At 56.1% G+C, this 26,523-nt stretch carries 29 protein-coding genes and 1 tRNA gene; 15 read left to right on the top strand and 15 right to left on the bottom strand.

Going from position 1 to position 26,523, the window contains the following annotated elements; translation table 11 throughout:
- Position 1 precedes the first annotated feature (1 nt).
- The 4 genes from ACR0AK_RS01940 to ACR0AK_RS01955 all read right to left on the bottom strand — a co-directional run bounded on the left by ACR0AK_RS01940 (position 2) and on the right by ACR0AK_RS01955 (position 3,919).
- Positions 2 to 766 carry a hypothetical protein gene (locus ACR0AK_RS01940; protein ID WP_353391551.1) on the bottom strand — a complete coding sequence of 255 codons (765 nt, stop codon included), beginning with the start codon at positions 764 to 766 and terminating at the stop codon, positions 2 to 4.
- Positions 767 to 794: 28 nt separating this feature from the next.
- Positions 795 to 1,427, bottom strand: coding sequence for a hypothetical protein (locus tag ACR0AK_RS01945; RefSeq protein ID WP_480578980.1), 633 nt, complete (start codon positions 1,425 to 1,427; stop codon positions 795 to 797).
- Positions 1,428 to 1,487: 60 nt separating this feature from the next.
- Positions 1,488 to 2,291 (bottom strand): hypothetical protein, encoded by an 804-nt coding sequence (locus ACR0AK_RS01950; protein ID WP_353391554.1) that lies wholly within the window; start codon positions 2,289 to 2,291, stop codon positions 1,488 to 1,490.
- Positions 2,292 to 3,253: 962 nt separating this feature from the next.
- Positions 3,254 to 3,919 (bottom strand): recombinase family protein, encoded by a 666-nt coding sequence (locus tag ACR0AK_RS01955; protein ID WP_480575069.1) that lies wholly within the window; start codon positions 3,917 to 3,919, stop codon positions 3,254 to 3,256.
- A gap of 371 nt (positions 3,920 to 4,290) precedes the next feature.
- On the opposite strand from ACR0AK_RS01955, the gene ACR0AK_RS01960 reads away from it, so the two are divergent.
- Complete coding sequence (locus ACR0AK_RS01960; RefSeq protein WP_480792189.1) at positions 4,291 to 5,562, top strand: hypothetical protein; 1,272 nt, start codon at positions 4,291 to 4,293, stop codon at positions 5,560 to 5,562.
- 43 nt (positions 5,563 to 5,605) lie between these two features.
- Here ACR0AK_RS01960 and ACR0AK_RS01965 read toward each other — a convergent pair whose 3' ends face one another.
- From ACR0AK_RS01965 to ACR0AK_RS01975, 3 genes are all read right to left on the bottom strand, one after another.
- Positions 5,606 to 7,348, bottom strand: a complete 1,743-nt coding sequence (locus ACR0AK_RS01965) for a DUF6538 domain-containing protein (RefSeq protein ID WP_480575063.1) — start codon at positions 7,346 to 7,348, stop codon at positions 5,606 to 5,608.
- A 100-nt stretch (positions 7,349 to 7,448) separates the two neighbouring features.
- Positions 7,449 to 7,524, bottom strand: a tRNA-Ala gene (locus ACR0AK_RS01970).
- A gap of 142 nt (positions 7,525 to 7,666) precedes the next feature.
- Positions 7,667 to 7,993, bottom strand: coding sequence for a TIGR02300 family protein (locus ACR0AK_RS01975; RefSeq protein WP_170561297.1), 327 nt, complete (start codon positions 7,991 to 7,993; stop codon positions 7,667 to 7,669).
- Positions 7,994 to 8,093: 100 nt separating this feature from the next.
- On the opposite strand from ACR0AK_RS01975, the gene ACR0AK_RS01980 reads away from it, so the two are divergent.
- The 3 genes from ACR0AK_RS01980 to ACR0AK_RS01990 all read left to right on the top strand — a co-directional run bounded on the left by ACR0AK_RS01980 (position 8,094) and on the right by ACR0AK_RS01990 (position 10,706).
- Positions 8,094 to 8,789 carry a M48 family metallopeptidase gene (locus ACR0AK_RS01980; protein ID WP_480792190.1) on the top strand — a complete coding sequence of 232 codons (696 nt, stop codon included), beginning with the start codon at positions 8,094 to 8,096 and terminating at the stop codon, positions 8,787 to 8,789.
- A 30-nt stretch (positions 8,790 to 8,819) separates the two neighbouring features.
- On the top strand, positions 8,820 to 9,467 hold the full coding sequence (locus ACR0AK_RS01985; RefSeq protein ID WP_058279022.1) for a GntR family transcriptional regulator: 648 nt from the start codon (positions 8,820 to 8,822) through the stop codon (positions 9,465 to 9,467).
- Between the two features lie 111 nt (positions 9,468 to 9,578).
- Complete coding sequence (locus ACR0AK_RS01990; RefSeq protein ID WP_480792191.1) at positions 9,579 to 10,706, top strand: lytic murein transglycosylase; 1,128 nt, start codon at positions 9,579 to 9,581, stop codon at positions 10,704 to 10,706.
- Positions 10,707 to 10,710: 4 nt separating this feature from the next.
- On the opposite strand, the gene ACR0AK_RS01995 is transcribed toward ACR0AK_RS01990, so the two are convergent.
- Both ACR0AK_RS01995 and ACR0AK_RS02000 read right to left on the bottom strand, forming a co-directional pair.
- Positions 10,711 to 11,673: an acetyl-CoA carboxylase carboxyltransferase subunit alpha gene (locus tag ACR0AK_RS01995; protein WP_170561294.1), complete on the bottom strand. Its 963-nt coding sequence runs from the start codon at positions 11,671 to 11,673 to the stop codon at positions 10,711 to 10,713.
- A gap of 101 nt (positions 11,674 to 11,774) precedes the next feature.
- On the bottom strand, positions 11,775 to 12,458 hold the full coding sequence (locus tag ACR0AK_RS02000; RefSeq protein WP_480792192.1) for a hypothetical protein: 684 nt from the start codon (positions 12,456 to 12,458) through the stop codon (positions 11,775 to 11,777).
- A 153-nt stretch (positions 12,459 to 12,611) separates the two neighbouring features.
- Here ACR0AK_RS02000 and ACR0AK_RS02005 point away from each other — a divergent pair, with 153 nt between their 5' ends.
- Complete coding sequence (locus ACR0AK_RS02005) at positions 12,612 to 13,445, top strand: AraC family transcriptional regulator (protein WP_480792193.1); 834 nt, start codon at positions 12,612 to 12,614, stop codon at positions 13,443 to 13,445.
- A gap of 1 nt (position 13,446) precedes the next feature.
- Here ACR0AK_RS02005 and ACR0AK_RS02010 read toward each other — a convergent pair whose 3' ends face one another.
- Positions 13,447 to 14,043, bottom strand: coding sequence for a LysE family translocator (locus tag ACR0AK_RS02010; RefSeq protein WP_480792194.1), 597 nt, complete (start codon positions 14,041 to 14,043; stop codon positions 13,447 to 13,449).
- 73 nt (positions 14,044 to 14,116) lie between these two features.
- Between ACR0AK_RS02010 and ACR0AK_RS02015 the strand changes: the two genes are divergently transcribed.
- Both ACR0AK_RS02015 and ACR0AK_RS02020 read left to right on the top strand, forming a co-directional pair.
- Complete coding sequence (locus ACR0AK_RS02015; protein WP_170561291.1) at positions 14,117 to 14,569, top strand: Lrp/AsnC family transcriptional regulator; 453 nt, start codon at positions 14,117 to 14,119, stop codon at positions 14,567 to 14,569.
- A gap of 115 nt (positions 14,570 to 14,684) precedes the next feature.
- A complete protein-coding gene (locus ACR0AK_RS02020; protein WP_170561290.1) occupies positions 14,685 to 15,260 on the top strand; it encodes a PA14 domain-containing protein in 576 nt (191 codons plus the stop codon).
- A gap of 43 nt (positions 15,261 to 15,303) precedes the next feature.
- Here ACR0AK_RS02020 and ACR0AK_RS02025 read toward each other — a convergent pair whose 3' ends face one another.
- The gene (locus tag ACR0AK_RS02025; protein WP_480792195.1) at positions 15,304 to 16,263 is read right to left on the bottom strand and encodes an L-malyl-CoA/beta-methylmalyl-CoA lyase; all 960 of its coding nucleotides are present in this window, start codon (positions 16,261 to 16,263) and stop codon (positions 15,304 to 15,306) included.
- A 295-nt stretch (positions 16,264 to 16,558) separates the two neighbouring features.
- Between ACR0AK_RS02025 and dgcN the strand changes: the two genes are divergently transcribed.
- The 3 genes from dgcN to ACR0AK_RS02040 all read left to right on the top strand — a co-directional run bounded on the left by dgcN (position 16,559) and on the right by ACR0AK_RS02040 (position 19,472).
- Entirely contained in the window at positions 16,559 to 17,560 is a 1,002-nt protein-coding gene (gene dgcN / locus ACR0AK_RS02030; protein ID WP_170561288.1) for an N-acetyltransferase DgcN, read from the top strand.
- Positions 17,561 to 17,634: 74 nt separating this feature from the next.
- Entirely contained in the window at positions 17,635 to 18,600 is a 966-nt protein-coding gene (dgcA, locus tag ACR0AK_RS02035) for an N-acetyl-D-Glu racemase DgcA (protein ID WP_480792196.1), read from the top strand.
- A gap of 11 nt (positions 18,601 to 18,611) precedes the next feature.
- Positions 18,612 to 19,472, top strand: coding sequence for a D-amino-acid transaminase (locus ACR0AK_RS02040; RefSeq protein ID WP_480792197.1), 861 nt, complete (start codon positions 18,612 to 18,614; stop codon positions 19,470 to 19,472).
- A gap of 43 nt (positions 19,473 to 19,515) precedes the next feature.
- Here ACR0AK_RS02040 and ACR0AK_RS02045 read toward each other — a convergent pair whose 3' ends face one another.
- The 3 genes from ACR0AK_RS02045 to ACR0AK_RS02055 all read right to left on the bottom strand — a co-directional run bounded on the left by ACR0AK_RS02045 (position 19,516) and on the right by ACR0AK_RS02055 (position 20,951).
- A complete protein-coding gene (locus tag ACR0AK_RS02045) occupies positions 19,516 to 19,830 on the bottom strand; it encodes a DUF1244 domain-containing protein (protein WP_170561285.1) in 315 nt (104 codons plus the stop codon).
- Between the two features lie 77 nt (positions 19,831 to 19,907).
- On the bottom strand, positions 19,908 to 20,147 hold the full coding sequence (locus tag ACR0AK_RS02050; protein WP_108861343.1) for a DUF6868 family protein: 240 nt from the start codon (positions 20,145 to 20,147) through the stop codon (positions 19,908 to 19,910).
- A 66-nt stretch (positions 20,148 to 20,213) separates the two neighbouring features.
- Positions 20,214 to 20,951 carry an N-formylglutamate amidohydrolase gene (locus tag ACR0AK_RS02055; RefSeq protein WP_480792198.1) on the bottom strand — a complete coding sequence of 246 codons (738 nt, stop codon included), beginning with the start codon at positions 20,949 to 20,951 and terminating at the stop codon, positions 20,214 to 20,216.
- A 132-nt stretch (positions 20,952 to 21,083) separates the two neighbouring features.
- On the opposite strand from ACR0AK_RS02055, the gene pyk reads away from it, so the two are divergent.
- The 5 genes from pyk (at position 21,084) to rplT (ending at position 25,538) form a co-directional block, all read left to right on the top strand.
- A complete protein-coding gene (gene pyk, locus ACR0AK_RS02060; RefSeq protein WP_480792199.1) occupies positions 21,084 to 22,529 on the top strand; it encodes a pyruvate kinase in 1,446 nt (481 codons plus the stop codon).
- 244 nt (positions 22,530 to 22,773) lie between these two features.
- Positions 22,774 to 23,211, top strand: coding sequence for a universal stress protein (locus tag ACR0AK_RS02065; RefSeq protein ID WP_170419137.1), 438 nt, complete (start codon positions 22,774 to 22,776; stop codon positions 23,209 to 23,211).
- Between the two features lie 14 nt (positions 23,212 to 23,225).
- Positions 23,226 to 24,776 carry an alanine/glycine:cation symporter family protein gene (locus ACR0AK_RS02070; protein ID WP_480792200.1) on the top strand — a complete coding sequence of 517 codons (1,551 nt, stop codon included), beginning with the start codon at positions 23,226 to 23,228 and terminating at the stop codon, positions 24,774 to 24,776.
- Positions 24,777 to 24,957: 181 nt separating this feature from the next.
- Positions 24,958 to 25,158, top strand: coding sequence for a 50S ribosomal protein L35 (gene rpmI, locus ACR0AK_RS02075; RefSeq protein ID WP_010443552.1), 201 nt, complete (start codon positions 24,958 to 24,960; stop codon positions 25,156 to 25,158).
- A 14-nt stretch (positions 25,159 to 25,172) separates the two neighbouring features.
- Complete coding sequence (rplT, locus tag ACR0AK_RS02080) at positions 25,173 to 25,538, top strand: 50S ribosomal protein L20 (protein ID WP_170561280.1); 366 nt, start codon at positions 25,173 to 25,175, stop codon at positions 25,536 to 25,538.
- A gap of 116 nt (positions 25,539 to 25,654) precedes the next feature.
- Here the strand turns inward: rplT and ACR0AK_RS02085 are convergent, their stop codons facing one another.
- Positions 25,655 to 26,473: a DUF2189 domain-containing protein gene (locus ACR0AK_RS02085; RefSeq protein ID WP_480792201.1), complete on the bottom strand. Its 819-nt coding sequence runs from the start codon at positions 26,471 to 26,473 to the stop codon at positions 25,655 to 25,657.
- Between the last annotated feature and the right edge of the window lie 50 nt (positions 26,474 to 26,523).

The following is a 26,523-nucleotide window of genomic DNA, read 5'->3' on the forward strand; positions in this document are numbered from 1 at the left end:
ATCAGTGACCAAGCTGCTCACGGATGTGCTGCGCGAACTCGGTCCAGGTGATGCCGTCCGCGCGACCCGCTGCCCGATCCACGGCAAACTGGCGAACGCAACGATCAACACCGGGATGCGTGTCTGATGCCTGTTTCAGGAAATCGAAGCCATCTTGTCCAAGTTCCTGCATTGCGCTCTGTGTTGCTGCGTCGGTAATTGTGCTTTGGACATTCGCGAACATGGCGCGAGTGCTACCATCCACGTCTAGCTCCGATACCGAACCCTCAGCCAAACCGCGCATGGTTTCAGTAACCTCATCGACGGACATACCGGACATAGCAATCTGACCGAACGCTGTTTCATACGTCTGGGCTTCTTCCATCGTCATGATGCTGTCATCAAGCGAGGTGTTCAGCCCGTCGATGACATTGTCAAACTCTGCATGACCCGTGTCGCTGCCTGTGGGTTCCTCTGGCGTCTCGTCTACTGCCGCCGCCTGTTCCTGCGCTGCCCTTTGAGCCGCGCCAATCGACAGACCTTCGTCAAAGACGGTGTTGAGCAATCCAAGTTCTTTGGCCTGCGCGACCTTCATCGACATGCCCTGTACGTTGATCACGTCGCTGTCTCTGAGATCGCCCTGTGAGTGAACATCGCGCTGCGTGTTCTTGGTGTCGCGGACGGTTACGCCCCCGCTTACGTAGTCTGCGCTTGAAGCATATGATTTGGAGGATGGCATCGATTGTGCGGTGGCATCGCCGCCACCGAGGGTTACTCTTTCAACCATGTTTCTTGTGTCCTTTGGAATGGGTTGGTTATCGAAGACCGAGTTCGATCTCGGCTAACTCTTGCGGTGTTGGTGGGTTTTTGACAAAGGGCAGGCCGTCGATTGCTTTGCCTTCATCAAGGCTCATCAGGTGTACCGGGCAGAGCTTCGAGATTGCCTCGACCGAGTATCCGCGAAGTCGAATGCGGGAATACGCAAGGATGAGACGCAGCTTCGTGTCATCGTCCAAGTCTCTTTCGTGTATCTGCGAAAGCGCGGAGACTTGTCCGTCCCTTGCGCATAGTTCTAGGAAGGCCACGCCGACGGCGCTTTCCTTTACTTTGTTGCTCATCTTGCGTGTCCCTCGGGGTTTTGCGTTGCTGCGTTCATCGAGTTCTCCCTCGAGTATCTCGACCTTGTTCTTCCATCGAGCGAGCGTCTCTTCGGCCTTGATAGTCTCGCGTTGTTTAGGGGTGAGTTCGGCCTGCCCAATCCCATGAGCTTCGGCACAGGAAGGACAGTTGTATTCATCGCCGAACGGAGCCGGGAACTTCACACCGCACGAGATGCAGGACTTGTAGTTGATCCTGCGGTTCTTAGAGATGCACCGGTCGCACCTCGATGCTTTTGGCTTGTGGGTTTCAAACTCGACACCACACGCGTTGCAGGTCTTGAGGTACATCTGCCGGGGTGGCTTCTTGGTTTTCGCTCTACGCTGTGGTGGGGGCATGTTGGGTGTTCCTTACGTGTCAAACAACCAGCTTGGGTCTGGCATCCGGGGTGCTTTCAGCACTGCGTTGGATTTTGGCAGGGGTGACGGTCGGGGTGTCAGATCGGACACGGGGTCGATGCCCTCGGGCCATTCACCGGAGATCAGACCAGAGGAACGACGGATTGCCTTGTGGTATCTCAGGGGTATCGCCGAGGACCTCGGCAAGACGTGATCGAACAGGCTATCTCCGAGGAAGTCGGTACGCATTGAGCGCAGTGGTACGGAGACCGGTGGATGTGCATCACCAGAGGCTAGGAGACGAACGTACGCGGTCACGATGGATGCGGTTAGGTCTCGGTCAGATCGACGCAGGCCGAGCTTCTCAGCGGCGCGTAGGGCGTGTGTGCCGACAATGGCGAAGTCAGCGTAGCTCAGGCGGTATTTCGAGTATCGAACATCACTGGTAGATACCGCATCCTTTTGGCCAGGAGGGACGCAAAGACCTTGGCGACCCATGAACGTGCCACCAGCAAGGAAGACATTGTAACGATGACCAGTATCGAGGAACTCCCGAGCGAGCGTGTAGTGGACGAAAGCCCTACCGATCACCGACGGGTTAGGTTCATACCGTCTACCGACCAATAGATGCGGCAACCTTGCCCTTGCTCGACCGTATTTCAGCGGAGCCATTCTGTACGTTGGGCGATCATCCCATTCACCGACCCGATGGCGTGTGCCTCGGGCAAACCGAACGGCCTCGGCGATCTCTGAGGGTGTCGGCTTGATGTTCTTTAAGACCGACCGAGCAACTGTGTTGATCGCACCACCGGACATATAGCCACCGAGAGGAACACCTCGGTTACTGACGACCGATTGGCAGCGAGAACACAGGCCCCATTGCCGAGGTAAGCGCTGTCTGAACTCGTAGGCTGGTAGTGGCTTGTCGCATGTAGCTAAGGCACAGGTGATCATTGTGGCCTCGCTAAGTTGTACGTTGGGATAATTCGGGGGTCTCTGCGATACAGTCACCAAGGAACAGAGACCCCCATCGGCCCGTCCATGTGTCAAGCTCACAAAGACAACACGAACTGAGTGAAACGGTAATAGGTCTCACTACATCGACCCGTCAGGCAAGACAGGGGTGCGTGTGAGACCTGAACCAGCATCGACCAAGGACCGAGATCGATGCGGTATAGGGATTAGGATTGATGGTTGCCGGTGATGGACATTCACCGGACGTACACTGACAGAGAACTGTGAAGCCTAGAGAGGAACCTGATCGTGTAACTAGAGGTAAATCTCTTGGTATCTGTTATTCATAAGGGGGCAGTAATTCCAACCCATTGATTTAAAACGAGGTGTACCTTGAGAACTACTTACCGGTGATGATCATCATCGATCATCAGCACAGAGGAAATACTGGGGGTGAACCTGAGGTAGTGCTTGGGATGAAACAAAGCGAAATAACTCCTGGTTCTTCTCTTACTTCATTGGGGAGGGAGAATTGGTTTGAGCAACAATGAATGCTGAGGTTATGCCGCCCGTTGAGCCGATGGTGATACCTAGAGGTATAACTTACGTTTCTTCTGTTTCATGAGGGAGCTGTAATTCAGAACCCTTGTTTCATAGGGCCTTCGGGTAGTCCGGTCCCGGCCAGCAGATCTCCAGTCGAGACGTTCCGAGTGTTTACTCAGTGGGGAGGAATTAGCCCACAGACCTGTGGCTTCTTGCCCTTAGTTTACGGATACAAAACGCTGCACTGAAAGGACAAGAACACACGCAATGCGAGAAGAGAACTAAGTGTTCACCTCCAATCTGTCGATAATCCGTTTCACCTGAGCGGCACTCCAAGCACCGCCCCGAGCAGTCGCCACGCCAGCCTTATCAAGCTCCGAAGCGATCTCCCGCAGTGACCTCCCTGCGTCTCTCAGAGGCAACACAAGGCCCCGCACCTTCTCAGCCCTTGCGGCAGCGTTGGCCCTCACAACTTCGTTCCGCTTCATCGTAGCATCACGCATACCGCCGAGCTTCTGACCTCGGGCCTTTGCGGCCTCTAGCGCCGCCTTGGTGCGTTTGGATATGAATTCGCGTTCCTGTTCCGCTAAAGCCGCATAGACGTGTAGCTGGAACTTGTCGGCATGGGGCATCGAAGCAACACGCAAAGACAGCTTCTTGTCGTCCATCAGCGTTGCAATGAAGGATACCTTGCGCGACAGGCGGTCCAACTTGGCGACCAGCAACTCGGCCCCTGTCTGCTTCGCTAAGGTGATCGCGTTGGTTAGCTCCGGGCGCTCATTGTCTGCCCCGCTCAGTACGTCTGTGAACTGTCCTATGACCTCGAAGGGTTCGTCTGAGTAGTTAGCCAGGAACAAGTCTATGTCCCGTGTCTGCGCCTCTAGGCCAAGCCCAGAGCGCCCCTGTTCGGTTGTGGATACACGTCGATAGGTGACGTACTGCTTCATTGATTGGCCTTCCTCTGATGGCTCAATTCAAGCAGATAGGCGGCTATGTTGCAATCGTCAAGGAAGGTTGTGGATGTTACAATCGAGGTAGGCTTGCAGTACGGGCCGGTCTTGATGAACTCTTGGGGTAATCGCAGTGGGGCTATGGGGGGAGATAGGAAAGGTCAGGTGATGTCAAACAGACTTAGATTTTTCTTCTAAAAACGATTTGGTGTGTTGACGGCGTTCTGAACAGGCAAATGCACCACTGGATGGGAATCCGCCCAAATAGCCTGAGGTTACCTGGACAGACGGTCGTTTCGATATTGAAACCTATCGGATTTTTTAGGTAAGTCAAAGGTCGAGGATTTCGAAAAACGAGCAATGATTTCATGAGCATACGTGACTACCTTGAAAGGCAATCAGAGTATCAGTGTCAAATCCAGATGCCTGATAGCTACGATCTGGAACTCCTGAGACCGATGCGCTCCGGCTCGTGTTTCCTTACTTCAAACAAAAGCGTTCTGCGAGGCGATGGCGAGTTCGTGTACGTGCATACTGCGGACTTTTCCGAGAACATAATCGACGGAAAAAACTGCTTCTTGTGTGGATGCTATCCTGACGGGGTTGAGTTCAACAATGAGCATGTAATTCCCGATTGGCTGCTCAGATACACCGGCATTTCGAATATGAGCATTACTCTCCCCAACGGGCGAGACTTGCGATATTCAAAATACAAGGTTCGCAGTTGTGTGCATTGTAATTCGTACCTCTCCAACAATGTCGAAGATCAGATCAGCCCCATAGTCAAACGTGGATTTGAGGCATTTCGGGATTTCGCCGATGATAACCCGAAGCTGTTATTTCAATGGCTCTGCCTCATCTACTACAAAGTCCATTTCAGAGACTTTTCGCTTAGATACAATGTGGATCGACGTGAACATGACGCCCCTATTGGTGCTTTGTATGCTTGGCCAAACTTCCATCATATCTTCTGCGTTGCCCGTTCAGTGCTTTTCAACACAGCTTTCTCGGATGATGTAATTGGGTCAATGAAGATTTATCGTCTCGAAGATTGGGAAAGCCACGGTTCGTATGATTATCGAGACCACTGGACCACGGACACTATGTTCATTCGGATAAAGGACATTTGTATCTACGTTTCCTTTACGGACGTTGCAGCCGTGAACCACATGACGCAGAGAAAGTTCGAGCGAGTGCCGAGCAGCCTGAATTTCATTCAATCAATCGAGATATTCGGCGATTTTGTGGCGGCTAAATTGCACTTCAACCAGCAGCACAATTTTCGCTCAATCTATTTTCCCGAAAAGGACTGCCTACTGATAAAAGCTGAAATAGCCAACGATTTTGATTGGCACGATTTGGACCCGGGCATTCGTGGTTCCGCTCAGGTGTTCGCCTTCACTCCTGACTTCGGTAAGTTCACCATATCTGGTCTTGATCATGAAGCGACGTTTAATGAAATTGCATCTGGCGAGAGGACATTCTTCCCGGAGGGCGAAAATGGAGGACTCTCGTTAGTCGAGCAAACTCCACCAGTTGACCCCGACTACGCAAAAAGGTTGTCGGACGAGGCAGCGGACCGCGCCGGGGTGCAAGACGCATTTAGACGAATGACCAAGGGCTTCTTTGAAGGCGAGTAGCCGGTTTCGTTTGTCCTGCAAAGCAACGGAAAATGAACTTTCATTAGATCTGACTAACATCCAACTCTGCAAATTGGATGTTGTCTATGGCGTCCTTTAAGAGACCCAAGCGATAAACTCCATCGCCATACCGCCCTGCCATGCCTAGCTCAGCGTGACCTTGTATTGCGTTCATAATGTGCGGAAGAACGCCGCCATTGCGGCATGCATCCTCAAAATTGTGCCGAAACGAGTGGAATGATGTCTTCTCTGTTTTCACACCGATACGCTCGAGGTATCGACTAAAGAACTTCGAGAACTCCCCTGAGTGATAACCGGAGGCATCTATCTTGAGTTCAGAGAAGAGTTGCCGTTCACCGCTATCCCGCCGTTCTTCTACGAACTCAAGGAACCCAAGCTCAACAAGTTGCCGGTGAACTGGTATGCGCCGCCTTCCGCTCGCTGACTTGACCTTCTGATCCTCTGCTTCGTCCGTGATATCTAGGAACACGATCCCGTCCTCTTCGCGTACATCACTTACTTTCAACTGGCAGAGTTCGTTGAGCCTTGCCCCTGTGAACAACCCGAGGAGCGGCAACCAGTACCGCGCGGTTCCACGCATGGAGTGATCCCCCGGTTCCGCGCAGAAACGCTCAGACCGGCATCCAGTGTACAGAGGGCTATTGAATAATTTGGACAACTGTTCCGTGCTGAACGGGTCGCGTTGCTCACGCGCGTTGACCGTCTCCTTGATCGTCAATCCTTTGAACAACCCGGTTCTGATACCGTCATGGTGCGCCTCAGCCCAATTCCAGAAGGCACCGACCCTTCGTAACGCTTTGTTCAGTGTAGCACTGCTCATCGGTGGCATGCCTGTCGCAGCGGCCTTATCGGCGGCCTCTAGGATCGAAAGGTTTCTGACCTCGGGTTTCTTCTTCCAGTTCGCTGGGAGCTTGAGCAGGACTGCCTTGAAACGTCGAGCATCGTCCTTGTTGTACTGAGAGAGGGCTTTATCGCCTGCGATCTCCTTGAAGGCGGATATCCAAGCCAAATGATCATCGCGTACCTTGGGTGACCATGCGCCTCGTGACTTCTCCGCTTCCCAACTCGTTACCGCCTCAGACAGGAGAAAACCCTCCGAGTCACCGTCAGTTCCGCGAGGGGTAACCTCGGGGTAGGGCGGGGTAGAAACTGGGTTGCCAAGGTCTCTATCCTTCGTCGCCTCATGGGCTTCCACAGATGCCTCTTGGAGCGCCCTGATCAGCCTTGGCCAACTTGGGGAACCCTCGGCCAATTTCAGGTCAATGCCTTCCCACGTAAGAATCTCCTCGGCCTCTGATCGGAAGAACTTATCGCGTTTGCCTCGAGCGAGGTTGGTTCGGTTGACCTCGTTCATGTCTTGGTTGACCTGTTGCCATTCCTCAAAGGTTGGGCGTGGTTCATAGGCGATGAGTTCGTCTGGATCGTCTGGGTCCTCGAAGCCTTCCAACCGAGCCTCTTCGTCCTCATCCAAGAGGTGATGCAGGTAGGCTTGCTTTGCTCGAGCTATCTGGATGAGGGTCAGTTCGTCCAGAGGCGCTTCCGCATCCTTCTCCTGTTGCCTGCTCAGCGCTCTCCGGTGTTCCTCAAACAGGCGGTCAATGCGGGCTGCTTCGATACGGACCCTAACGAGAGCCTCAGCCCTGTTTTTGGTGCGTAGAGAGAAGGTTTCTTCGACTTTGCCGTACGAGTCAGCAATGTCCTTCGGGACGGCTGCACGGTGATAATAGGTTGATCCACGGCGATACAGGCGGGGGTGTCCAGGCATCTTCTCAAGAGTCCTCACTGTAACACCTCAATGTAACAGACCCTCGGGAAAACCATTGAAAACCATGAAGTTATTGAGTTCAAAGCATATCATGGAGATTTGGTGGAGCCTAGGGGAGTCGAACCCCTGACCTCTTGCATGCCATGCAAGCGCTCTCCCAACTGAGCTAAGGCCCCATCATGGTACCGCGTCTGCGGTGGACGGACGTTTATGAGACGGCGACTGCGAGTGCAAGTCCAAAAATGGATTTTGCGGAAAAGTTTCTGCCTCACGTCCGAGGGTAGCCTGAGGCGGCGCAAGGGCCGCCCCGAGCCGGGTTTAGCTGTCGTCTTCCGACGGCATGTCGGTGATCTCTTCCAGCGAAACGTCGTCGTTGCTGTCGTCATCATCGTCCAACAGATCATCGTCCAGTTCGACGTCGACGTTTTCGTCATCGTCCAGAACCAGATCTTCATCCGACGCATTTTCGCGTGCTTTTGCCGATGCGGCATCTTCCGCATCTGCGGCGATCATCCGGCTCTTGCCGGTTTCAAGCTCCACGATCTCGCCAGTGTAGGGGCTGATGATCGGGTCCTTGTTCAGGTCGTAAAAGCGCTTTCCGGTGGTCGGGCAAACACGCTTTACGCCCCATTCTTCCTTGGGCATGTCAAATCCCCTTGATATCAGGTGAGTCGTAATAATGATTCAGGTCACGTGCCACATGCAGCGGGCACTGTCAAAGCCTTTGAGCAGGAGAAACAGGTACATGGGGGACCACGCATTGCCCGGACAACCGCCGGTGCCGCTGACATTGCGCAAATCGGCCAGAGCGCGTCGTATCAGTTTGCGGATTTCTCAACTGGATGGGAGGGTTACACTGACCTATCCCAAAGGCGTGGCAGAGTCCGAAGCACTGAATTTCGCGAGGGTCAAGGAAGACTGGATTCGTCAACATCTTGAGGACCGGCCCAGCCCTTCAGCAGTAGAATTCGGTCAGGCCATCCCTGTGGAAGGTAAAGACAGGCGAATCGTGCCAGCCGAAGGTCGACGCGTTCTGTTGCGAGACGCAGAGGTTGCAGTCCCTGAAGGCGCCGAAGCCCGACGATTGGCGCGGTTCCTCAAGGAACTGGCAAGGGATCGCCTCACTGAGGCCTGCGATGATTATGCTGCAATGCTGGGCCGAACTTATTCCAGCCTGACCTTGCGTGATACGCGATCCCGCTGGGGTTCGTGCAGTTCGACCGGTGGCCTGATGTTTTCGTGGCGTCTGATCCTCGCCCCATCGGAAATCCTGCATTACGTCGCCGCCCATGAGGTCGCACACCTGGTCGAGATGAACCACTCACGTGCGTTCTGGGCGCAAGTCGAACGGCTGTTTGGTGACTGCAAAGCCCAAAGGCGCTGGCTGCGCGACAACGGGGCGCAGCTTCATCAGTACAGATTTGATGCCACGACGAGTTGACCACACGGCGATTTGTGATCACATGGGTTTATGTTAAGCGCGCGCCCAACCGACACCCAACCTGCAGCTCATGATCTTGTTTATCGGGCCTTGCGCTCGCGCATCATGCACGGAGACATAGCGCCCGGGCAGGCGTTGACCCTTCGCGGGATCGGTAAGGAGTTCGATGTCTCGATGACACCTGCGCGTGAAGCGGTCCGGCGATTGGTGGCCGAAGGGGCGTTGTTTTTGTCTTCGTCGGGCCGTGTGTCCACGCCCGAGCTAACCAATGATCGTATCGAAGAACTGGCAGCGCTGCGTGCATTGCTGGAGGTCGAATTGGCCAGCCGTGCATTGCCCCGCGCGCATATGGCGCTGATTGATCGGTTGCAGAGCATCAACATGACTGTCGCGGAAATGGTCACCAAACGGGATGCTGTCGGTTACATCAGGTCGAACCTCGAATTTCATCGAACGCTCTATCTACGTGCACAGGCTCCGGCGATGCTGGCCATTGTGGAAACGGTATGGCTACAACTTGGGCCGACGATGCGCGCACTTTATGGGCGATTGCGGCGGACAGAGCCGCCGCATTACCACAAGCTGATCATCGCCGCGTTGAAGGCGGGGGATGAGCCCGGATTACGGCTGGCAGTGCGTTCAGATGTGACGCAGGGATTGCGCATGCTGGTCAGTTGAGCGGCTTGTCGCCGAAGTGATCGTGTTGCCTTTTCCAGACGCCGCGGAACTAGCTTGCGCACTTGGTCTGCGGTACTCTTACCCAAATCACAACAAGAGCAGATTTCAGACATGATCAATCGACGCCTTTTCTCAATTGGACTTGGGTCAACCTTTCTGGCCGCCTGTTCGGGTGGGACGCCAAGCAGCGCTCCTGCCACACGGATGCGGGCCGTTCCCAACGCAGGGTGGGACGCCTGGGTTGCCGGGTTCAAGTCGCGCGCGGCCTCGCAGGGCATTTCTCAGACCACCATCAACCGTGCCTTTCAGGGGGCCGGCTACCTGCCGGACGTGATCGAACGGGACCGCAATCAGGTCGAATTCAAGCGGTCACTCGAAGACTACCTCGCGATTGCTGCGTCGGATGAACGGATCGCAACCGGCAAACAGATGCTGGTACGCCATGCCGGAACTCTGTCAGCGATCGAGGCAAAATACGGCGTCGACAAAGAGGTTGTCGTGGCTGTCTGGGGCTTGGAAAGCCGATATGGGGCCCGCCGTGGGGATGTGCCAGTAGTATCAGCGGTGTCAACCTTGGCCTATGACGGGCGTCGCGGTGCGTTTTTTGAAAAGCAATTGATAGCTGCCCTGAAGATCATTCAAGAGGGCGATACGACACCTTCAAACATGACCGGCAGTTGGGCCGGGGCGATGGGGCACACGCAATTCATCCCGACCTCTTATTTGGCCTACGCGGTGGATTTTACCGGTGATGGTCGTCGGGATATCTGGTCCGAGGACCCAACAGATTCCTTGGCGTCGACCGCCGCCTATCTGGCGCGCGCTGGCTGGGTGCGTGGACAGCCTTGGGGTGGCGAAGCAGGCACGGTATCCGGGTCGCCTGTCGCGGTGTTACAGCCGCAAAAGCCCGGGCCGCGCATTGCTGTGTTCCGTAATTTCCAGGTGATCAAGCGCTACAACAATTCGGACAGTTACGCGATCGGCGTCGGGCATTTGTCGGACCGGATTGCCGGTGGCGCGCCTTTTCAGGCTTCATTCGGTCCAGATGCGACCGGGTTGACGCTTGAGGATCGTAAAGAGTTGCAGCGCCGACTGACATCCGCGGGGTACGACACGCAAGGCGCAGATGGGGTCATCGGCAACAACACGAAATCCGCCATCAGCGCGTATCAACGCGCCAGTGGTTTGGCCGTAACCGGCGAACCTTCTGCGGCATTGTTGCGCCAGTTGGGCGGCTGACGGTTTAAGCCGCCAGCCCTTTTGAGCCGATATCCAGGAATTTTTGGCGGCGGTCCTTGATCAGGGCTGCCGCATCCTTGCCATCCAGCTCTTTCAGCATGGCGGCAATGGCGTTCCGCACTGAATCGACAGCTGCGGCACGGTCGCGATGCGCGCCGCCTTTGGGTTCGGTGATGATGTGATCACACACGCCCAGCTTTTTCAGGTCTTGAGCTGTCAGCCGCAGTGCTTCGGCGGCCTCTCGCATCTTTTCTGAATCCTTCCACAAGATCGACGCACAGCCCTCGGGCGAGATCACCGAATAGACCGAATGTTCCAGCATCGCGACACGGTTTGCTGTGGCAAACGCCACCGCACCGCCTGAACCACCTTCGCCAATGATCACGGACACCAGCGGAACGCCGATCTTCAAGCACATTTCGGTCGACCGCGCGATGGCCTCGGACTGGCCGCGTTCCTCGGCACCTTTGCCCGGATATGCGCCAGCCGTGTCGATCAGGGTGATGACGGGCAGACCGAAACGTCCGGCCATTTCCATCAGTCGCACAGCCTTGCGATACCCCTCGGGGCGGGCCATGCCGAAATTCCGTTCAATCCGCGATTTGGTATCGGAGCCCTTTTCGTGCCCGATCACCATGACAGGCTGATCATCGAAACGCGCCAGACCGCCGATCACAGCCAGATCGTCGGCAAAGTTGCGATCACCTGCCAGCGGCGTGAACTCGGTAAACAGCTCGGCCACATAATCCTGGCAATGGGGGCGTTCGGGGTGACGCGCAACCTGACATTTCCGCCATGGGGTCAGATCGCCATAAAGCTCATCCAACAGCTTGGCGGCCTTGGCATCCAGCGCGGCGGCTTCTTCGGCCACGTCCATCTCTTCGTTGGCGCGGGCCAGCGCGCGCAATTCCTCGGCCTTGCCTTCAATCTCGGCCAGGGGTTTTTCGAAATCCAGATACTGGGTCATGACGCCTCTCAACGCGGAAGTTCATTGCTATATGAACTTGCTGCCAGAGGAATGCAACACAAGGTAAAGCGGGGCGCAGTTCTGGGCCGCGCCGGTTTAGGTCACTGGACGGGTACATAGCTGGACGGCAGACCGTCATCGTCTGTGTTCACCATGTAGTACTGATTTTCACCGCCGTCCCAGACCAGAAAAGCGTCCGCGCCTTCCGGTTTGGTCTGTTCGCCCCATGGCGCTTGTATAGTCAGGGCTTCACCGGTTGCGTAACCCAGATCAGACAGGCGCAGCATATCCACGGGAGTCGTCTTGAGCGCGCCGACTATGCCCGGAGTTCGGTCTTCGAACATCGCTTTGACTTCGGGGGCCATATCCAGCCGCTCGATCAGGCCTGTGTTTCTGGCTGCGACATCGTCCAACGAAACAAGCTCGTAGGCGGCGTCAAAAGTGCTCTTGCCAATGATGTAGAAGTCCGGGCCATCCTTGCGAAACTGTAATGCAATGATCGAACCGGTATTCTCAGTCAGATAGGCCTGATCGTAACTAGTGCCATCGACGGAACCCAGGTTTTTGCGGATTGCTTCGGGGATGGCACCGAAGTCATCGCTGGTCAGTTGCCAACCAAGGATTGGTCGATCTTTTATATAGGCCTCGGTTGCCGGGTTATGTTGGCTGATACGTTCGGCGATCATGGTTTGTGTCTGAATGTCATCGGCTTGCGCAACAACCGGCATTGCGGTGACAAGGGCGGCCAGCATGATGTTGCGAAAAGGGCGGGCTGGATTGATCATTTCGGTTCTCCATTTGGGAGTTGAATAATCTAAGTCCATGTGGGTTACGCGCTTAGTGTAACATTTTTCGGTCTGTCTTCCGATGTGAATTCAGCAAGATTTGTGGATGCGGGATGTGCATCCTTTGGCGGGCAAAGAGAGGGAAGGACGTCGATGGCAGCCAGTTATGAAGACCGCGTTCTGCGTGTACTGGCCTACATCCATGACTACCCGGATGGTGACCTGTCGCTGGATGCTCTGTCCGAAGTCGCGGCCATGTCGCGGTTTCATTGGCACCGCGTTTTTCGTGCTATCACCGGGGAAACCTGTGCGCAGGCTGTGCGCCGTATTCGGCTGCATCGGGCCGCAAGCTGGCTTGTGATGACTGAAAAACCAGTGGCGCAAATCGCAACTGACGTTGGCTACCCTAACCTGAAATCCTTTGTGCGGGCCTTTTCAAAGGCCTACGGCAACAGCCCCGCCACTTTTCGAAAAACGGGGCTATTTCTGCCGGCCAACCCACGTTTCAGAACCGGAGATTATCCCATGCACCCCGTTGTTACACGTACCGAACCCGCCCGCCGCGTGATTGCCCTGCCGCATAAGGGGGACTATGCCCAGATCGGCAAGAGTTTCGAGGCGTTCGGCGCCCTTTGTGAGTCCCGGCAGTTGTGGCCGCAGATCGGGCCGGTACTGGGCGTCTATCTGGACAGCCCGGATGACACGCCTGAGGATCAGTTGCGCAGCTATGCCGGAGCCGTGTTTTGCGGTGACACAACGCCCGAGGGAATGCAGAGCCTTGAGCTCACTGGGGGTAAAACCGCGGTATTGACCTACAGAGGCCCGTATTCAGGTATTCGTGCCGCCTATCACAGCCTGTTTGGCAACTGGCTGCCCGCATCAGGCGAGGAACCTGCGGATCAGCCCTGTTATGAGGTTTACCTCAACAATCCACGCGACACGGCGCCCGAAGACTTGCTGACAGAAATCTGTCTGCCACTGAAATAACTTAGTTCGGGTACAGGACCGGGTAGAGTGAGCCCACGAGCAACGCGGCCATGAACCAGTTGAACATCGTCAATCGGCGCGGATTCGTCAGGATGCGCGCCATTTGCTGTCCCAAAACGGTCCACGTACTGACCGAGGGCAGGTTGACCGCTCCGAACACAAGGGCCACGACAATGATGGCTTGCAGCGTCTGATCCGGCGTGTAGGCCGTGGTAGCGGTCAGAGCCATGGCCCAGGCTTTGGGGTTGACCCACTGAAACGCGGCTGCTTGCAGAAACGTCATTGGGGTGCCTGTGTGGTCATGCCCTTTTGCCGGGGCGGCGTGGGCGATTTTCCATGCGAGGAACAGCAGATATGCGACCGAGGCGCCTTTTAATACGGTATAGCTGACTGGGTATTTGTCGAACAATTGTACCAGGCCGGCGCCGACCAAAAGGACCATGAAGGTGAACCCAAGCCCGATCCCCAACATGTGGGGGATGCTTTTGCGAAACCCAAAATTCGCCCCTGACGCCATCAACATCAGGTTGTTTGGTCCGGGTGTGATGGACGAGACAAAAGCAAAGGCGATCAGGGCCAGAAGGATATCATAGGTCATGGCGTGGATAATTGCTGCAAACACTGCAAATGAAATTGCGTTTTAATGCTTTGTTGGGCTAACGTCGCAATCAATGGCGAAAATTGACCACATAAACCAGCAAATATTGCGAGAGCTGTTGCAGGACGGTCGTATCAGCAATCTGGATCTGGCAGACCGGGTTGGGCTGTCACCTTCTGCCTGCCTGCGTCGCGTTCAAGAATTGGAGCGTTCGGGCGTCATCGCGGGTTACCGCGCAGTTTTGAACCCGTCGGCGCTAGGCGTTGGATTTGTTGCCTATATAGGTGTCGGGCTGGGTGAGCATACCAAAGCCGCACAGGAAGGGTTCGAACGCGCCCTGCAGCGCTCGCCCGAAGTGGTGGAATGCCACAATATCACTGGGACCATCGAATACCTGCTGCGCGTGGAATGCGCGGACTTGCCTTCGTACAAGACATTCCACACCGAAGTATTGGGAACGCTGCCGCATGTGACATCGATTACGTCCTATGTGGTGATGGATTCCCCCAAGGATATGCGCGCCTGACGTTGGAATTGTGAACTTGAACCGGCTTGCCGGGCGAATTTTCACAGCCTAGTGTCTTCTCAAAGGCCTGACTAAAGGGAAGCAATCCCAACAGGCCACACACAGGGAGAAGAAAATGAAACTCGTTCGTATTGGAGCGCTGATAACAGCTGCGGCGTTTGTCGCCGGTTCGGCCGTTGCCGCGCCGCTCAAATTGCAACCCGCCAATCCGCAGCCAAGCCCAAAGGCGGGATTGAATGTAAGCTATGTCGGAACCGGCACTCAACGCAAAATACGGGACCTTAATCAGGCTAAAAATCTGTTGTCCAAGGCTAAGCCGGGACAGCCGCTGCGCGGCTTGGACTATGCCGATACAAACGAGCGTGAAAATGTTCTGACCTTTGATCACCACTACAATGTGGCCGCTGAAATTACCGGCTACATGCGCTTCGACTCGGCGGGGGTTTACGAGTTGGAGACATGGTCGAATGATGGGATCGATGCTTGGGTTGGTGGCCAGCAGATCGGCAAAGTCAACGGCATTCAGGGGTGTGAGGCCAACCAACGAACGGAAGTCGAAGTGCCAAAGGCCGGATGGTATCCGTTGAAGATAATATATTTCCAAAAGCTTGGCACATCTTGCTTGATGATGAAGTCAGGAAAAAAAGGCGAGAAGTTTACTTGGACGCCCAATAATGCCTTTGGCCGGTAAGTTACAAAAAAAGGCGCCCATAAGGGCGCCTTTTTCGATTTGATCAGTTTGCAGCGATCAGTTCGGCCTGTGCCACGATCACCTCGGCTTGCTTGATCGAGGCGATGTCGACCAGACGGCCTTTGTAAACGGTTGCGCCTTCGCCATTGGCTTTGGCTTGCTCCATCGCAGCCAGAATCTCGCGCGCTTCGGTTACGGCTTCGTCTGTTGGGGTAAAGACCTGATTGGCCAACGAGATCTGTTTGGGGTGGATCGCCCATTTCCCAACCATGCCCAGTGTAGCCGAGCGCTTGGCTTGCGCGATATAGCCTTCGTCATCTGAGAAATCACCAAACGGACCGTCCACGGGCAGAATACCGTGTGTCCGGCAAGCGGCTACGATCGCGGCTTGCGCCCAGTGCCACGGATCGGACCAGTGCTTTTCGCCTTCGCGCAGCATGTAGTAGTTTTCTTGGGTGCCGCCAATGCCCGTAGTTTGCATACCCATCGAGGCCGCAAAATCTGCCGCCCCCAAGCTCATCGCCTGCATACGTGGGGACGAGGCAGCGATCTCTTCGACATGGGCTATACCGGCGGCGGATTCGATGATGACCTCGAAACTGACGGGTTTAGTGCGTCCCTTAGCGCGCTCAATGGCCGTGACCAGCGCGTCCACGGCGTAGACATCTTCGGCGCAACCAACCTTGGGGATCATGATCTGGTCAAGGCGGTCGCCGGCCTGTTCCATCAGGTCGACCACATCGCGGTACCAATAGGGTGTGTCCAGCCCATTGATACGCACGGACATGTATTTGTTGCCCCAATCAACGGTGTTCAGCGCTTCGATTACATTTGCGCGCGCGACATCCTTGTCCGACGGCGCAACCGAATCCTCAAGGTCGAGGTTGATCACATCTGCGGCCGACGCGGCCATTTTAGGGAACAACTTGGTGTTTGATCCCGGCCCGAACAATTGACAACGGTTGGGGCGCGCGGGGGCGGCGGGTTGGATGCGAAAGCTCATCTGGACCTCGTGCGGGAAAGGAAATTACGATTTTCTCGCTTTATGAGGTATTAAATTGCGCAAGCCATAGCAAGCGTCTTTGTGCAACTGCGGCAATGCAATCGCAGCAATCGCCGCAATGCAGGGCTAAATCAGCGATTAAAGTTTAATCGCTTTGAAAACTTGAAAGATTAGCGCGCATTTTTGGAAAAGTGCGCAAAAATTTCCCGCACGACGGGGCGTTGCCAGACGAAAACGCGAAACACTCGTTGAAATCGTCCCCTAGGCTGCGTCGGAATCAAAGGAGTGAACCGCAATGATCGAGACACCGTACCTGCTGTTTTTGGGCGATGCGCCCGACCAATTGGCGGCCAAAGTGGCAGTTGGCATCAAGGACTGGCGTCCTGAAAATGCCGTCGGCCAGTATCGTATGGACGGATGCAAGGCCGATCTGGGCCTGACCGACATGTCCCTGACCGAAGCGAAAGAGGCCGGTGCCAAGACGCTGGTTATCGGCGTTGCCAACCGCGGCGGCGTTATCAGCCAGGAATGGAAAAAGGTTCTGGTCATGGCGCTGGAGGAAGGATTTGACCTCGCTTCGGGCCTGCACAACCTGTTGTGTGACGAACCCGATCTGGTTGCAGTCGCGGAAGCCACCGGCCGCAAGCTACACGATGTTCGTGTGCCATCGGTCGAATATCCGATTGCAAATGGTATCAAGCGCAAAGGCAAGCGCTGCCTGGCCGTTGGCACCGATTGCTCGGTCGGCAAGATGTATACGGCGATGGCAATGGATGCCGAAATGCGCGAGCGCGGCATGAAGTCGACCTTCCGCGCAACCGGTCAGACCGGTATACTGATCACCGGGGACGGTGTGCCGCTGGACGCGGTCATTGCCGATTTCATGGCCGGTTCGGTCGAGTGGCTGACGCCTGACAATGATGAAGATCACTGGGATCTGATCGAAGGGCAGGGGTCGTTGTTTCACGTGTCTTACTCTGGTGTGACCATGGCGCTGATTCACGGTGGCCAACCCGATGCGCTGATCCTGAGCCACGAGCCGACCCGTGAGCATATGCGTGGGCTGCCGACCTATCAGTTGCCGACACTGGAAGCGTTGCGCGACACGGCGCTGGCACTGGCAAAGGTCGCGAATCCGGCGTGTGAGGTTGTTGGGGTTTCGGTTAACACCCAGCATATGTCCGAAGAGGACGCCACCGCATATCTGGCCAAGGTTGAGGCCGATATGGGCCTGCCTGCGACTGACCCGTTCCGCTTTGGTTCGGGCAAGCTGGTGGATGCGCTGGCCGCAATGTGATCTAAGCGGCGCGTCGGAGGCGGGGTTGTCCGCCTTCGGCGAGAGTATTTTGAATAAGATGAAGGAGCGGGCGCGTGCAGGTAGATGTCTCTCGTGACGTGTTTCGGCTGGCGCAGGTCTTTACGATCTCGCGCGGGTCTCGGACCGAGGCCAAGGTGCTTACGGTTCGGGTTTCCGACGGAACCCATCAAGGATGGGGCGAATGCGTACCCTATGCGCGATACGATGAAACGTTGGATTCGGTCGAGGCCGAGATCGCAGCTTTGCCTGCTGAATTTACCCGCGACAGCCTGATGGACCTATTGCCTGCAGGCGCGGCGCGGAATGCGGTGGACTGCGCCCTTTGGGATCTGGAGGCCAAGCGCGCCGGAAAGCGCGCCTGGGAATTGGCGGGGCTGCCGGTTCCGGGGCCAGAGATCACCGCATATACACTGTCGCTTGATACGCCGGAAAAGATGCAGGCGCAGGCTGCCGCCAACGCGCATCGGCCCTTGCTGAAGATCAAGCTGGGAACGCCGGATGACATGCCCCGACTGGAAGCTGTGCGCGCAGGTGCGCCAGATGCCAAGATCATAGTGGATGCAAACGAAGGCTGGTCAGCTGCGGTTTACGCGGAGCTGGCGCCGCATCTGGTACGTCTGGGTGTTGCCTTGGTCGAGCAGCCGTTGCCCGCCGGTGAGGATGACGCCCTGATCGGAATGGAGCGCCCAGTGCCGGTATGTGCGGACGAGTCCTGCCATGACCGCTCCAGCCTGCCTGCTCTTAAGGGTAAGTATGACGTCGTCAACATCAAGCTGGACAAGACGGGCGGCCTGACCGAGGCGCTGGCGTTGCGCGATGCGGCGCTGGCCGAAGGCTATCGCGTGATGGTCGGATGTATGGTGGGCAGCTCGCTTGCTATGGCACCTGCGACACTGTTGGCGCAGGGTGCGATGGTAACGGACCTTGACGGCCCGCTTCTGCTGGCTGAAGACCGCGATAACCCGCTGATTTTTGATGATGCCGGAGTGCACCCGCCCAAAGCGGACCTCTGGGGCTGAGGAGACAAGACATGACCCGAACCGTTTACGTAAATGGCGAATACCTGCCCGAGACCGAGGCCAAAGTGTCCATCTTTGACCGCGGTTTTCTGTTCGCAGACGCCGTTTACGAAGTCACCAGCGTTCTGGATGGTAAGTTGATCGATTTTGAAGGCCACGCCGTGCGCCTGAAACGGTCGCTGGACGAGCTTGAGATGGCCGAGCCTTGCACCAAGGACGAGCTGCTGGAGATTCATCGCAAACTGGTAGAGCTGAACGGCATCGAGGAAGGCCTGATCTATCTGCAGGTCAGCCGTGGCTCGGATGGCGACCGGGATTTTGTATTCCCGTCTGCTGACACCAAACCCAGCCTCGTATTGTTCACTCAGAACAAACCGGGTCTGGCTGACAGCCCCGCAGCAAAGAAAGGTGCCAAGATCATCTCGATCGAGGATATCCGTTGGGGTCGCCGAGATATTAAAACCGTTCAGCTGCTGTATCCGTCGATGGGCAAGATGATGGCCAAGAAGGCTGGTTGCGATGATGCGTGGCTGGTCGAAGACGGTTACGTGACCGAGGGCACCAGCAACAACGCCTATTACGTCAAGGATGGCAAGATTGTTACGCGCCCGCTGTCGAACGACATTCTGCACGGCATCACCCGCAAAGCCGTCCTGCGCATGGCCGCTGAGGCGCAGATGGAAGTGGAAGAACGTCTGTTCACGATCGACGAAGCCAAAGAAGCCGACGAAGCTTTCACCACCTCGGCCAGTGCTTTTGTGATGCCGGTAGTTGAAATCGACGGCGTGACATTGGGTGACGGAACACCCGGCCCAATCGCCAAGCGCCTCCGCGAGATTTATCTAGACGAAAGCCGCAAGGCCGCGATTTAAAGAAAAGGCCCGCCGATTTGGCGGGCCTAATTCGTTTCGGGCATCAGCCCTTTTTCGTTACATTCTCTTCGAACGCGACCTTGAACGCGGCCTGCTTTTCTGGGCTGGCGTCAGTCTGATAGTTGGCTTTCCACTCGTCCATGGTCATGCCGTAGAAAACCTCGCGGGCCTCTTCCTTGCCCATTTCGATGCCCTTTTCATTGGCGGCTTCCTGATACCAGCGCGACAGGCAGTTGCGGCAGAACCCGGCCAGATTCATCATGTCGATGTTCTGAACGTCGGTGCGATCTTCCATCAGGTGTTTTTGCAATCGGCGGAATGCGGCGGCCTGAAGTTCGATTTCGGTTTGCTTGTCCATGGTCTGGCTCCGGATGACAGAAATACGTGCTGTAAATGACCTAGCGGCCCAAGGGCGATGTTTCAACGATCAGCGTATCAGGCCAGTTTCAATGCCAGCCAAGGCGTGATGCAGAAGATCAGCGTCAAAATCTTGTAGTTGGCCAGATACCGGAAGTATGCCCGTTTCACTGCGGGGCGCTCCATCTGAAACATCTTGCCATGAATGCCTGCGATCCAGTCCTGCAGCAACAAGATCATTACTGTGGTGAACAGCAGAACCGCGATGTTAAGCACAGCCATCCACCCAAAGACGGAAGTCAGAAACTCCTGAGTCATGGTGGCCTCCTTTCCCCTATAATATGGGGTCCGGCGACGATGCTCACAATGACGTGAGGGCTTTTGTCACAAGTCACTTTCGTCCAGCGCGTCCGTAAGCACGGGGGCCAGCCGTTCGGCCCACTCCCGCTGTCCGGCGTTGTCGGCGATCAGGTCATTGCGCAGTTCGATCAGCACATTGGGACGGCCAAAGCTGGTGCAGTGTTTGTCGATCGCATCGCCGGGCAGCACACCGGTATAAGGCTGATTGACGCCCACACAAAGGTCGCCTTCGGCTTCAAGCCGGTTGATCAGAGGGCGCGAAAAACGGTCGTCCGGAGTATGTAGAACCCCGATATGCCAGGGGCGCGGATCGCGGCCTCGCAATTGGCGGGTGAACGAATGCATCGAGATAATCACCGCATGCGGCAACGCGGCCATCTGCGCCAGCGCGTTGTGATAGGGGCGATAGCACATGTTCAATCGCCGCTCGCGTTCTGCCGAGTCTGCGTGGCGATTGCCGGGGATGATCGAGCCGTCGTAGAGCTTCATCAACAAGGTCGGGTCATCTTCGCCGCGGTTCGGGTCTATAACCAGGCGGGAAAAATTGGCCGCGATTACGGGTGCATTCAAAAGCTCGCCCAGATGTTTGGACACCTCATAGGCACCCACGTCATACGCAATATGGCGCTCCATATCCTCGCGCGGCAGGCCCAGATCGCCCCCATTGATTTCTGGCGGCACCGTGTTGGTTGCGTGGTCGCATGTAATCAGCCAGCGCGAGGGCCGATCCGCGCCGTGGATAAAAAACGGGGAATACGTCATAAGCCTGTCATCTAGTTTGTCGCAGGTGTAGGGCAGTTGCTTTGAAAAGGGAATTGCGCAATAAGCTGACAAAGTAATGTTTGCGGTAACATTGATGCGGACTCAAGAGAAGACGTTAGGAGAGCAAGACCAATGCGACGCCTGAGAAATGTAAAAATCGTGGCGACGCTGGGACCGGCGTCGAATGACTATGACATGATCCGTGCCCTGCATGAGGCTGGCGCAGATGTTTTCCGCCTGAACATGAGCCACGGCAGCCACGATGAGATCCGCGAACGCCACCGGATCATCCGGCAGGTGGAAAAAGATCTCGATAGTCCAATCGCCATTCTGGCCGATCTTCAGGGCCCCAAGCTACGTGTCGGGGTGTTCGCCAACGAAGCTGAGGAACTTGAAGAAGGTGCCGCGTTCCGTTTGGATCTGGACCCCGCGCCGGGTGACATAAATCGCGTTTGCCTGCCGCATCCCGAGATTTTTGCAGCATTAGAGCAGGGTGCACGACTGCTGGTTAACGATGGCAAAATCCGTCTCACCGTGCAGGAGTGCGGTCAGGATTTTGCCAATTGCACTGTTGAGGTCGGCGGTACGATCTCGAACCGGAAAGGTGTGAATGTTCCTGACGTGGTGCTGCCATTGGCAGCCCTGTCGGCCAAGGATCGCGACGACCTGGAATTTGTCTGCCAGCTGGGTGTGGATTGGCTGGCGCTGAGCTTTGTGCAGCGTGCCAAGGACGTGTTTGAAGCGCGCGCGCTGGCTGATGGTCGCGCCTCGATCCTGTCCAAGATCGAAAAGCCTGCAGCGGTCGAGGCATTTGATGATATTCTCGATGCCTCTGATGGGATTATGGTCGCGCGCGGCGATCTGGGGGTCGAGCTTCCGGTCTCGGCTGTGCCGCCTATTCAAAAGCGCCTTGTTCGCAAGTGTCGTGGGGCAGCCAAGCCGGTCATCGTGGCCACCCAGATGCTGGAAAGCATGATCGAAAGCCCGATGCCCACCCGGGCCGAAGTTTCGGACGTGGCAACGGCAATTTACGAAGGCACGGATGCAATCATGCTCAGCGCGGAGTCGGCGGCCGGTTCCTATCCGATCGAGGCTGTGCAGACCATGAATAAGGTTGCCATCGAGGTCGAGGCTGACCCGACCTATACGCAGATCATAGCGGCGTCCCGGACTGCGAAGGGAACGACGATTGCGGACGGTATTGTGGCCGCCGCGCGCGAGATTGCAGAAAAAACGGATATCAAGGCAATCTGCTGTTTTACCCAAAGTGGCACCACCGCTCTGCTGACTGCGCGGGAACGTCCCGGTGTCCCGATCATTGCGATGACACCCGCTACAGGAACCGCGCGACGCCTGTGCCTGAGCTGGGGATGTCATTGCGTGATGACGCCCGAGTTGGAGCGGTTCAAAGGTGCTGTCGTCAACGCGGCCCGTGCGGCCCGTGCCGGAGGTTTCGCATCCGAAGCCGATCAGATCGTAGTTACCGCCGGTGTGCCTTTCAACGTCCCGGGAACGACCAATATTTTGCGTATCGCACCTTGCGATGAACGGCTGATCTACAACACTGATCCCGGGTAACAGTTGCGATGCCGGGCGTTGAAAGGCTGGTATCAAACCGATACGCCTAAATTTTAGGCAAAAAAAGTATATTAATTTCAATGACATGCCGAAATAACGGTTGTATTCGGAAGATAACTCTCTGTTTTTGAGGGTTTTTCCGGGATACTCGGGCGCATGGGCGGTCCACTTAATAAGTTCCAGGTTCCGGCTGCCCTGCCGGGGGCACGGGTCCCGGCATAACCAAAATTATTGGAGGAACGTTATGACAACGAAAATTGTCATTGGGCTGGACGGGACAGAAACTGGAGAACGCGCCATTGCCTTCGCCAAAGATTTGGCGAGCAGAATTGGCACGTGTGAACTTCTGGTTGTTTATGTCATCGAATGGTCCCCATTCACTTTTCAAACCCCTGAGGAGAACGCGTTGCGGCACAAGCGGCGTGAAGAAGAAGTCGAGCTTGCAACCAACCGGATTGTTACCCCGGCCGTCGAGGCACTGACCGCAGATGGCTACACGGTGCACGGAATCGTGCGTCATGGCGACGTGGCCGAAACCTTGAACGCGATTACAGTCGAAAATGGCGGCACGCAGATCATCGTCGGGCGCGCCTCGGCCGATGGATTCAAGAAACGCTTGTTTGGCAGCTCGACCCAGAATCTGGTCATGCACGCCGATGTGCCAGTCACTGTTGTGAACTGAGGGGAGGGATGAGAATGACTATGTTTAAACATCTCTGGCTGGCGACAATAGCCGCCTTGATCGCCGCGCCAGCAATGGCGCAAGAGGCGCCCGGGCTGGACGACAAGATCAATCAGGCATTCGCCGATTTCACAGGGCCATTTGTCAGCTTTATCTTTGCGCCATTCCCGGGAACCGGGTTCCCGTGGATCGTGGGCTGGCTGGTCGTCGCGGCGACCGTTTTCACGCTGTATTTTGCCTTTGTACAGCTTCGGTTCTTTGGCCACGCAATCAGCCTTGTAAAGGGTGACTATTCGGATCCAAACGATGCCGGTGAGGTCAGCCACTTTCAGGCTCTGGCCACGGCTTTGTCGGGAACGGTCGGTCTTGGCAACATCGCCGGTGTCGCGGTGGCTGTCGGTATCGGCGGACCGGGCGCAACGTTCTGGATGATCGTCGCGGGCCTGCTGGGCATGGCGTCGAAATTCACCGAATGTACGCTGGGCGTGAAATACCGCAACGAATACGACGATGGCACCGTTTCTGGTGGCCCGATGTACTATATGTCCAAGGGCTTTGACGAGCTTGGACTGCCAGGCGGCAAGATCCTTGCGGTCCTGTTTTCGATTTTCTGTATTCTCGGCGCGCTGGGCGGGGGCAATATGTTCCAAGCCAATCAAGCGCATCAGCAGATCGCGGGTATCACCGGAGACTATCCCGGCTGGATCACCGGGCTGGTGTTTGCAGGCATCGTGTTCGCAGTGATCGTGGGCGGTTTGAAGTCCATCGCGCGGGTGACAGAAAAAGTCGTTCCGTTCATGGGTATCATGTATGTCGCTGCGGCGCTGGTGATAATCATCATGAACGCAGATCAAATCGGCTGGGCCTTCGGTCAAATCTTCGCAGGTGCCTTCACTGGCCTTGGTGTCGCGGGCGGTATGGTCGGTGCGTTGATCCAGGGCTTCCGTCGTGCTGCATTCTCGAATGAAGCAGGCGTTGGTTCTGCGGCGATTGCGCACTCGGCAGTTCGGACCAAAGAGCCGATCACCGAAGGGTTCGTCTCGCTGCTCGAGCCGTTCATCGACACGGTCGTGATCTGTACGATGACAGCGCTTGTGATCATCATCACCCAGCAGCTGATCGTTGACCCGGAAACTGGTAATTACATGCTGAACGAAGCAGGTAACGCCATTGCAACCGTCGACGGTAACTCGGGCGTCAGCCTGACCTCGGCGGCCTTTGGTAGTGCCTTCAGCTGGTTCCCATATGTGCTGGCGATTGCTGTGGTCTTGTTTGCCTTCTCAACCATGATCAGCTGGTCCTACTACGGCCTCAAGGCCTGGACCTATCTGTTCGGTGAAGGGCACACCAAGGAACTGGTGTTCAAGGTCATCTTCTGCATCTTCGTTGTCATCGGGGCCGCGGCCAATCTTGGTCCGGTCATCGACTTCTCTGATGCGGCGATCTTTGCGATGGCTGTCGTGAACGTCTTTGCGCTGTACTTCCTGATGAAGGTGGTGCGCGAAGAACTGGCGTCCTACGCATCACGACTTAAGAGCGGCGAAATCCGCAAATTCGAACATTAAACCAATGCACCGGGGCGGCGATGTCGCCCCGGTGCGTGATCAGCCAGCAAAAAGCGCAGATTCTACTCCAAACCCCCTTGCCAGTATGACCGAACTTGCGTAAACGGCGCTTCTGATCGCGTGACCGGCCGAGATGGCATGCCGAGTCGCGTCTGAAACCGAACCCCGAAAGGAGACGGAAATGCCTAAGATGAAGACAAAGTCGAGCGCCAAAAAGCGCTTTAAGGTGACTGCAACCGGTAAGGTCCTTGCTGGCCAGGCCGGCAAACGGCACGGCATGATCAAGCGGACCAAGAAATTCATCCGCGACGCCCGTGGCAACACCACCCTGTCCGCCCCCGACGCCAAGATCGTCAAGGGCTACATGCCCTACGACCGCTAAGAGGAGATTAAGAGATGTCCCGCGTTAAAGGTGGAACCGTAACTCACGCCCGTCACAAGAAGGTTATCAAGGCCGCCAAAGGTTACTATGGCCGCCGCAAGAGCACCTTCAAGGTTGCCCGTCAGGCCGTCGACAAGGCCAACCAGTATGCAACCCGCGACCGTAAGAACCGCAAGCGCAACTTCCGCGCGCTGTGGATCCAGCGTATCAACGCTGCTGTGCGTTCGCATGACGAAGCACTGACATATTCCCGCTTCATCAACGGCCTGAACCTGGCCGGTATCGAAGTGGACCGCAAAGTTCTGGCCGACCTGGCCGTGCACGAACCGGAAGCGTTCGGCACGATCGTGGCCAAAGCTCAGGCCGCTCTGGCTGCCTGAACCTCTTTTTGAGAGACAGTGAATTAAAGGCCGTCCCTTATGGGGCGGCCTTTTTCGTTGGTGACCCGAATAGTGCCTTGGCAAGTGGGGGGCGTGCGCCCTGATCTTCGGCAGAGTCACTCAGCCGATGGCGGCACGGCTCTCTGATAAAGATGCCATGTGGTGTGACCAAGGATCGGCAGAGTAAAGATCAGGCCCAGAAATGCCGGGACCAACGACAACAGCATGGTGACTGAGATGATCGCGGCCCAAGTGAGCATGACCCCGGGGCTTTCCGCGACCACACGAAGGGAAGTTAGCATGGCGGAAACGAAATTGGTTTCGCGGTCCAGCAACATGGGCATGGCAACAACAGTCACCGAGAACAGTACCGCGGATAGAAATGCGCCCACGCCGGTACCAATCGCCAGGAATGCCCAACCTTGCGGCGTGAAGAATACGGTGTTCAGGAACCCGTCAAAATCCGAGAAGGATGCATTCTGTAGCGTAATCGCCAGCCAAAGCCGAACTTGGTAAATCCAAACCCAGAATATGAACAGAGTGACAAAGGCCATCCAGCCCATCTCGCGCTTGCGCTGGTTGGCCATGACAGTGAGGATTTCAGACCACCCGAAACTCTCTCCATTTTGCAGCCGTCGGGACATTTCGTACAGTCCTGCCGCGGCGAATGGCGCGACCAGTGGAAAGCCTACAATGGCGGGAATGATCATCCAGATCTTGCCGAGCCAGACCAGGCTCCACACCATTAGGATTCCGAAGACTGCATAGAACAAGCCAAAAAAGCCGCTCATTAAGGGCCGCGCCAGAAAATCGGAAAACCCGGCCTTCAGCGACGCGGTGATATCATCTCTGGTTACCGTATTGACTTGGGGTATGGCCGATGGCTGCGGCGTTAGATTGTCTGGTGGCGTTGACCCTGTGGTCTTGGAGGCCATGACACACTCCTCTCAAAGAATGGTGTCGCGCTGGGTTGTCTGCCAACTGC

Source organism: Ruegeria sp. BI12 (assembly GCF_056537985.1).

Coding starts and splice junctions, on each gene's coding strand:
- ACR0AK_RS01940 (WP_353391551.1), bottom strand. CDS start 766: ATGGTTGAAAGAGTAACCCTCGGTGGCGGCGATGCCACCGCACAATCG.
- ACR0AK_RS01945 (WP_480578980.1), bottom strand. CDS start 1,427: ATGTACCTCAAGACCTGCAACGCGTGTGGTGTCGAGTTTGAAACCCAC.
- ACR0AK_RS01950 (WP_353391554.1), bottom strand. CDS start 2,291: ATGTCCGGTGGTGCGATCAACACAGTTGCTCGGTCGGTCTTAAAGAAC.
- ACR0AK_RS01955 (WP_480575069.1), bottom strand. CDS start 3,919: ATGAAGCAGTACGTCACCTATCGACGTGTATCCACAACCGAACAGGGG.
- ACR0AK_RS01960 (WP_480792189.1), top strand. CDS start 4,291: ATGAGCATACGTGACTACCTTGAAAGGCAATCAGAGTATCAGTGTCAA.
- ACR0AK_RS01965 (WP_480575063.1), bottom strand. CDS start 7,348: ATGCCTGGACACCCCCGCCTGTATCGCCGTGGATCAACCTATTATCAC.
- ACR0AK_RS01975 (WP_170561297.1), bottom strand. CDS start 7,993: ATGCCCAAGGAAGAATGGGGCGTAAAGCGTGTTTGCCCGACCACCGGA.
- ACR0AK_RS01980 (WP_480792190.1), top strand. CDS start 8,094: ATGGGGGACCACGCATTGCCCGGACAACCGCCGGTGCCGCTGACATTG.
- ACR0AK_RS01985 (WP_058279022.1), top strand. CDS start 8,820: ATGTTAAGCGCGCGCCCAACCGACACCCAACCTGCAGCTCATGATCTT.
- ACR0AK_RS01990 (WP_480792191.1), top strand. CDS start 9,579: ATGATCAATCGACGCCTTTTCTCAATTGGACTTGGGTCAACCTTTCTG.
- ACR0AK_RS01995 (WP_170561294.1), bottom strand. CDS start 11,673: ATGACCCAGTATCTGGATTTCGAAAAACCCCTGGCCGAGATTGAAGGC.
- ACR0AK_RS02000 (WP_480792192.1), bottom strand. CDS start 12,458: ATGATCAATCCAGCCCGCCCTTTTCGCAACATCATGCTGGCCGCCCTT.
- ACR0AK_RS02005 (WP_480792193.1), top strand. CDS start 12,612: ATGGCAGCCAGTTATGAAGACCGCGTTCTGCGTGTACTGGCCTACATC.
- ACR0AK_RS02010 (WP_480792194.1), bottom strand. CDS start 14,043: ATGACCTATGATATCCTTCTGGCCCTGATCGCCTTTGCTTTTGTCTCG.
- ACR0AK_RS02015 (WP_170561291.1), top strand. CDS start 14,117: ATGGCGAAAATTGACCACATAAACCAGCAAATATTGCGAGAGCTGTTG.
- ACR0AK_RS02020 (WP_170561290.1), top strand. CDS start 14,685: ATGAAACTCGTTCGTATTGGAGCGCTGATAACAGCTGCGGCGTTTGTC.
- ACR0AK_RS02025 (WP_480792195.1), bottom strand. CDS start 16,263: ATGAGCTTTCGCATCCAACCCGCCGCCCCCGCGCGCCCCAACCGTTGT.
- dgcN (WP_170561288.1), top strand. CDS start 16,559: ATGATCGAGACACCGTACCTGCTGTTTTTGGGCGATGCGCCCGACCAA.
- ACR0AK_RS02040 (WP_480792197.1), top strand. CDS start 18,612: ATGACCCGAACCGTTTACGTAAATGGCGAATACCTGCCCGAGACCGAG.
- ACR0AK_RS02045 (WP_170561285.1), bottom strand. CDS start 19,830: ATGGACAAGCAAACCGAAATCGAACTTCAGGCCGCCGCATTCCGCCGA.
- ACR0AK_RS02050 (WP_108861343.1), bottom strand. CDS start 20,147: ATGACTCAGGAGTTTCTGACTTCCGTCTTTGGGTGGATGGCTGTGCTT.
- ACR0AK_RS02055 (WP_480792198.1), bottom strand. CDS start 20,951: ATGACGTATTCCCCGTTTTTTATCCACGGCGCGGATCGGCCCTCGCGC.
- pyk (WP_480792199.1), top strand. CDS start 21,084: ATGCGACGCCTGAGAAATGTAAAAATCGTGGCGACGCTGGGACCGGCG.
- ACR0AK_RS02065 (WP_170419137.1), top strand. CDS start 22,774: ATGACAACGAAAATTGTCATTGGGCTGGACGGGACAGAAACTGGAGAA.
- ACR0AK_RS02070 (WP_480792200.1), top strand. CDS start 23,226: ATGACTATGTTTAAACATCTCTGGCTGGCGACAATAGCCGCCTTGATC.
- rpmI (WP_010443552.1), top strand. CDS start 24,958: ATGCCTAAGATGAAGACAAAGTCGAGCGCCAAAAAGCGCTTTAAGGTG.
- rplT (WP_170561280.1), top strand. CDS start 25,173: ATGTCCCGCGTTAAAGGTGGAACCGTAACTCACGCCCGTCACAAGAAG.
- ACR0AK_RS02085 (WP_480792201.1), bottom strand. CDS start 26,473: ATGGCCTCCAAGACCACAGGGTCAACGCCACCAGACAATCTAACGCCG.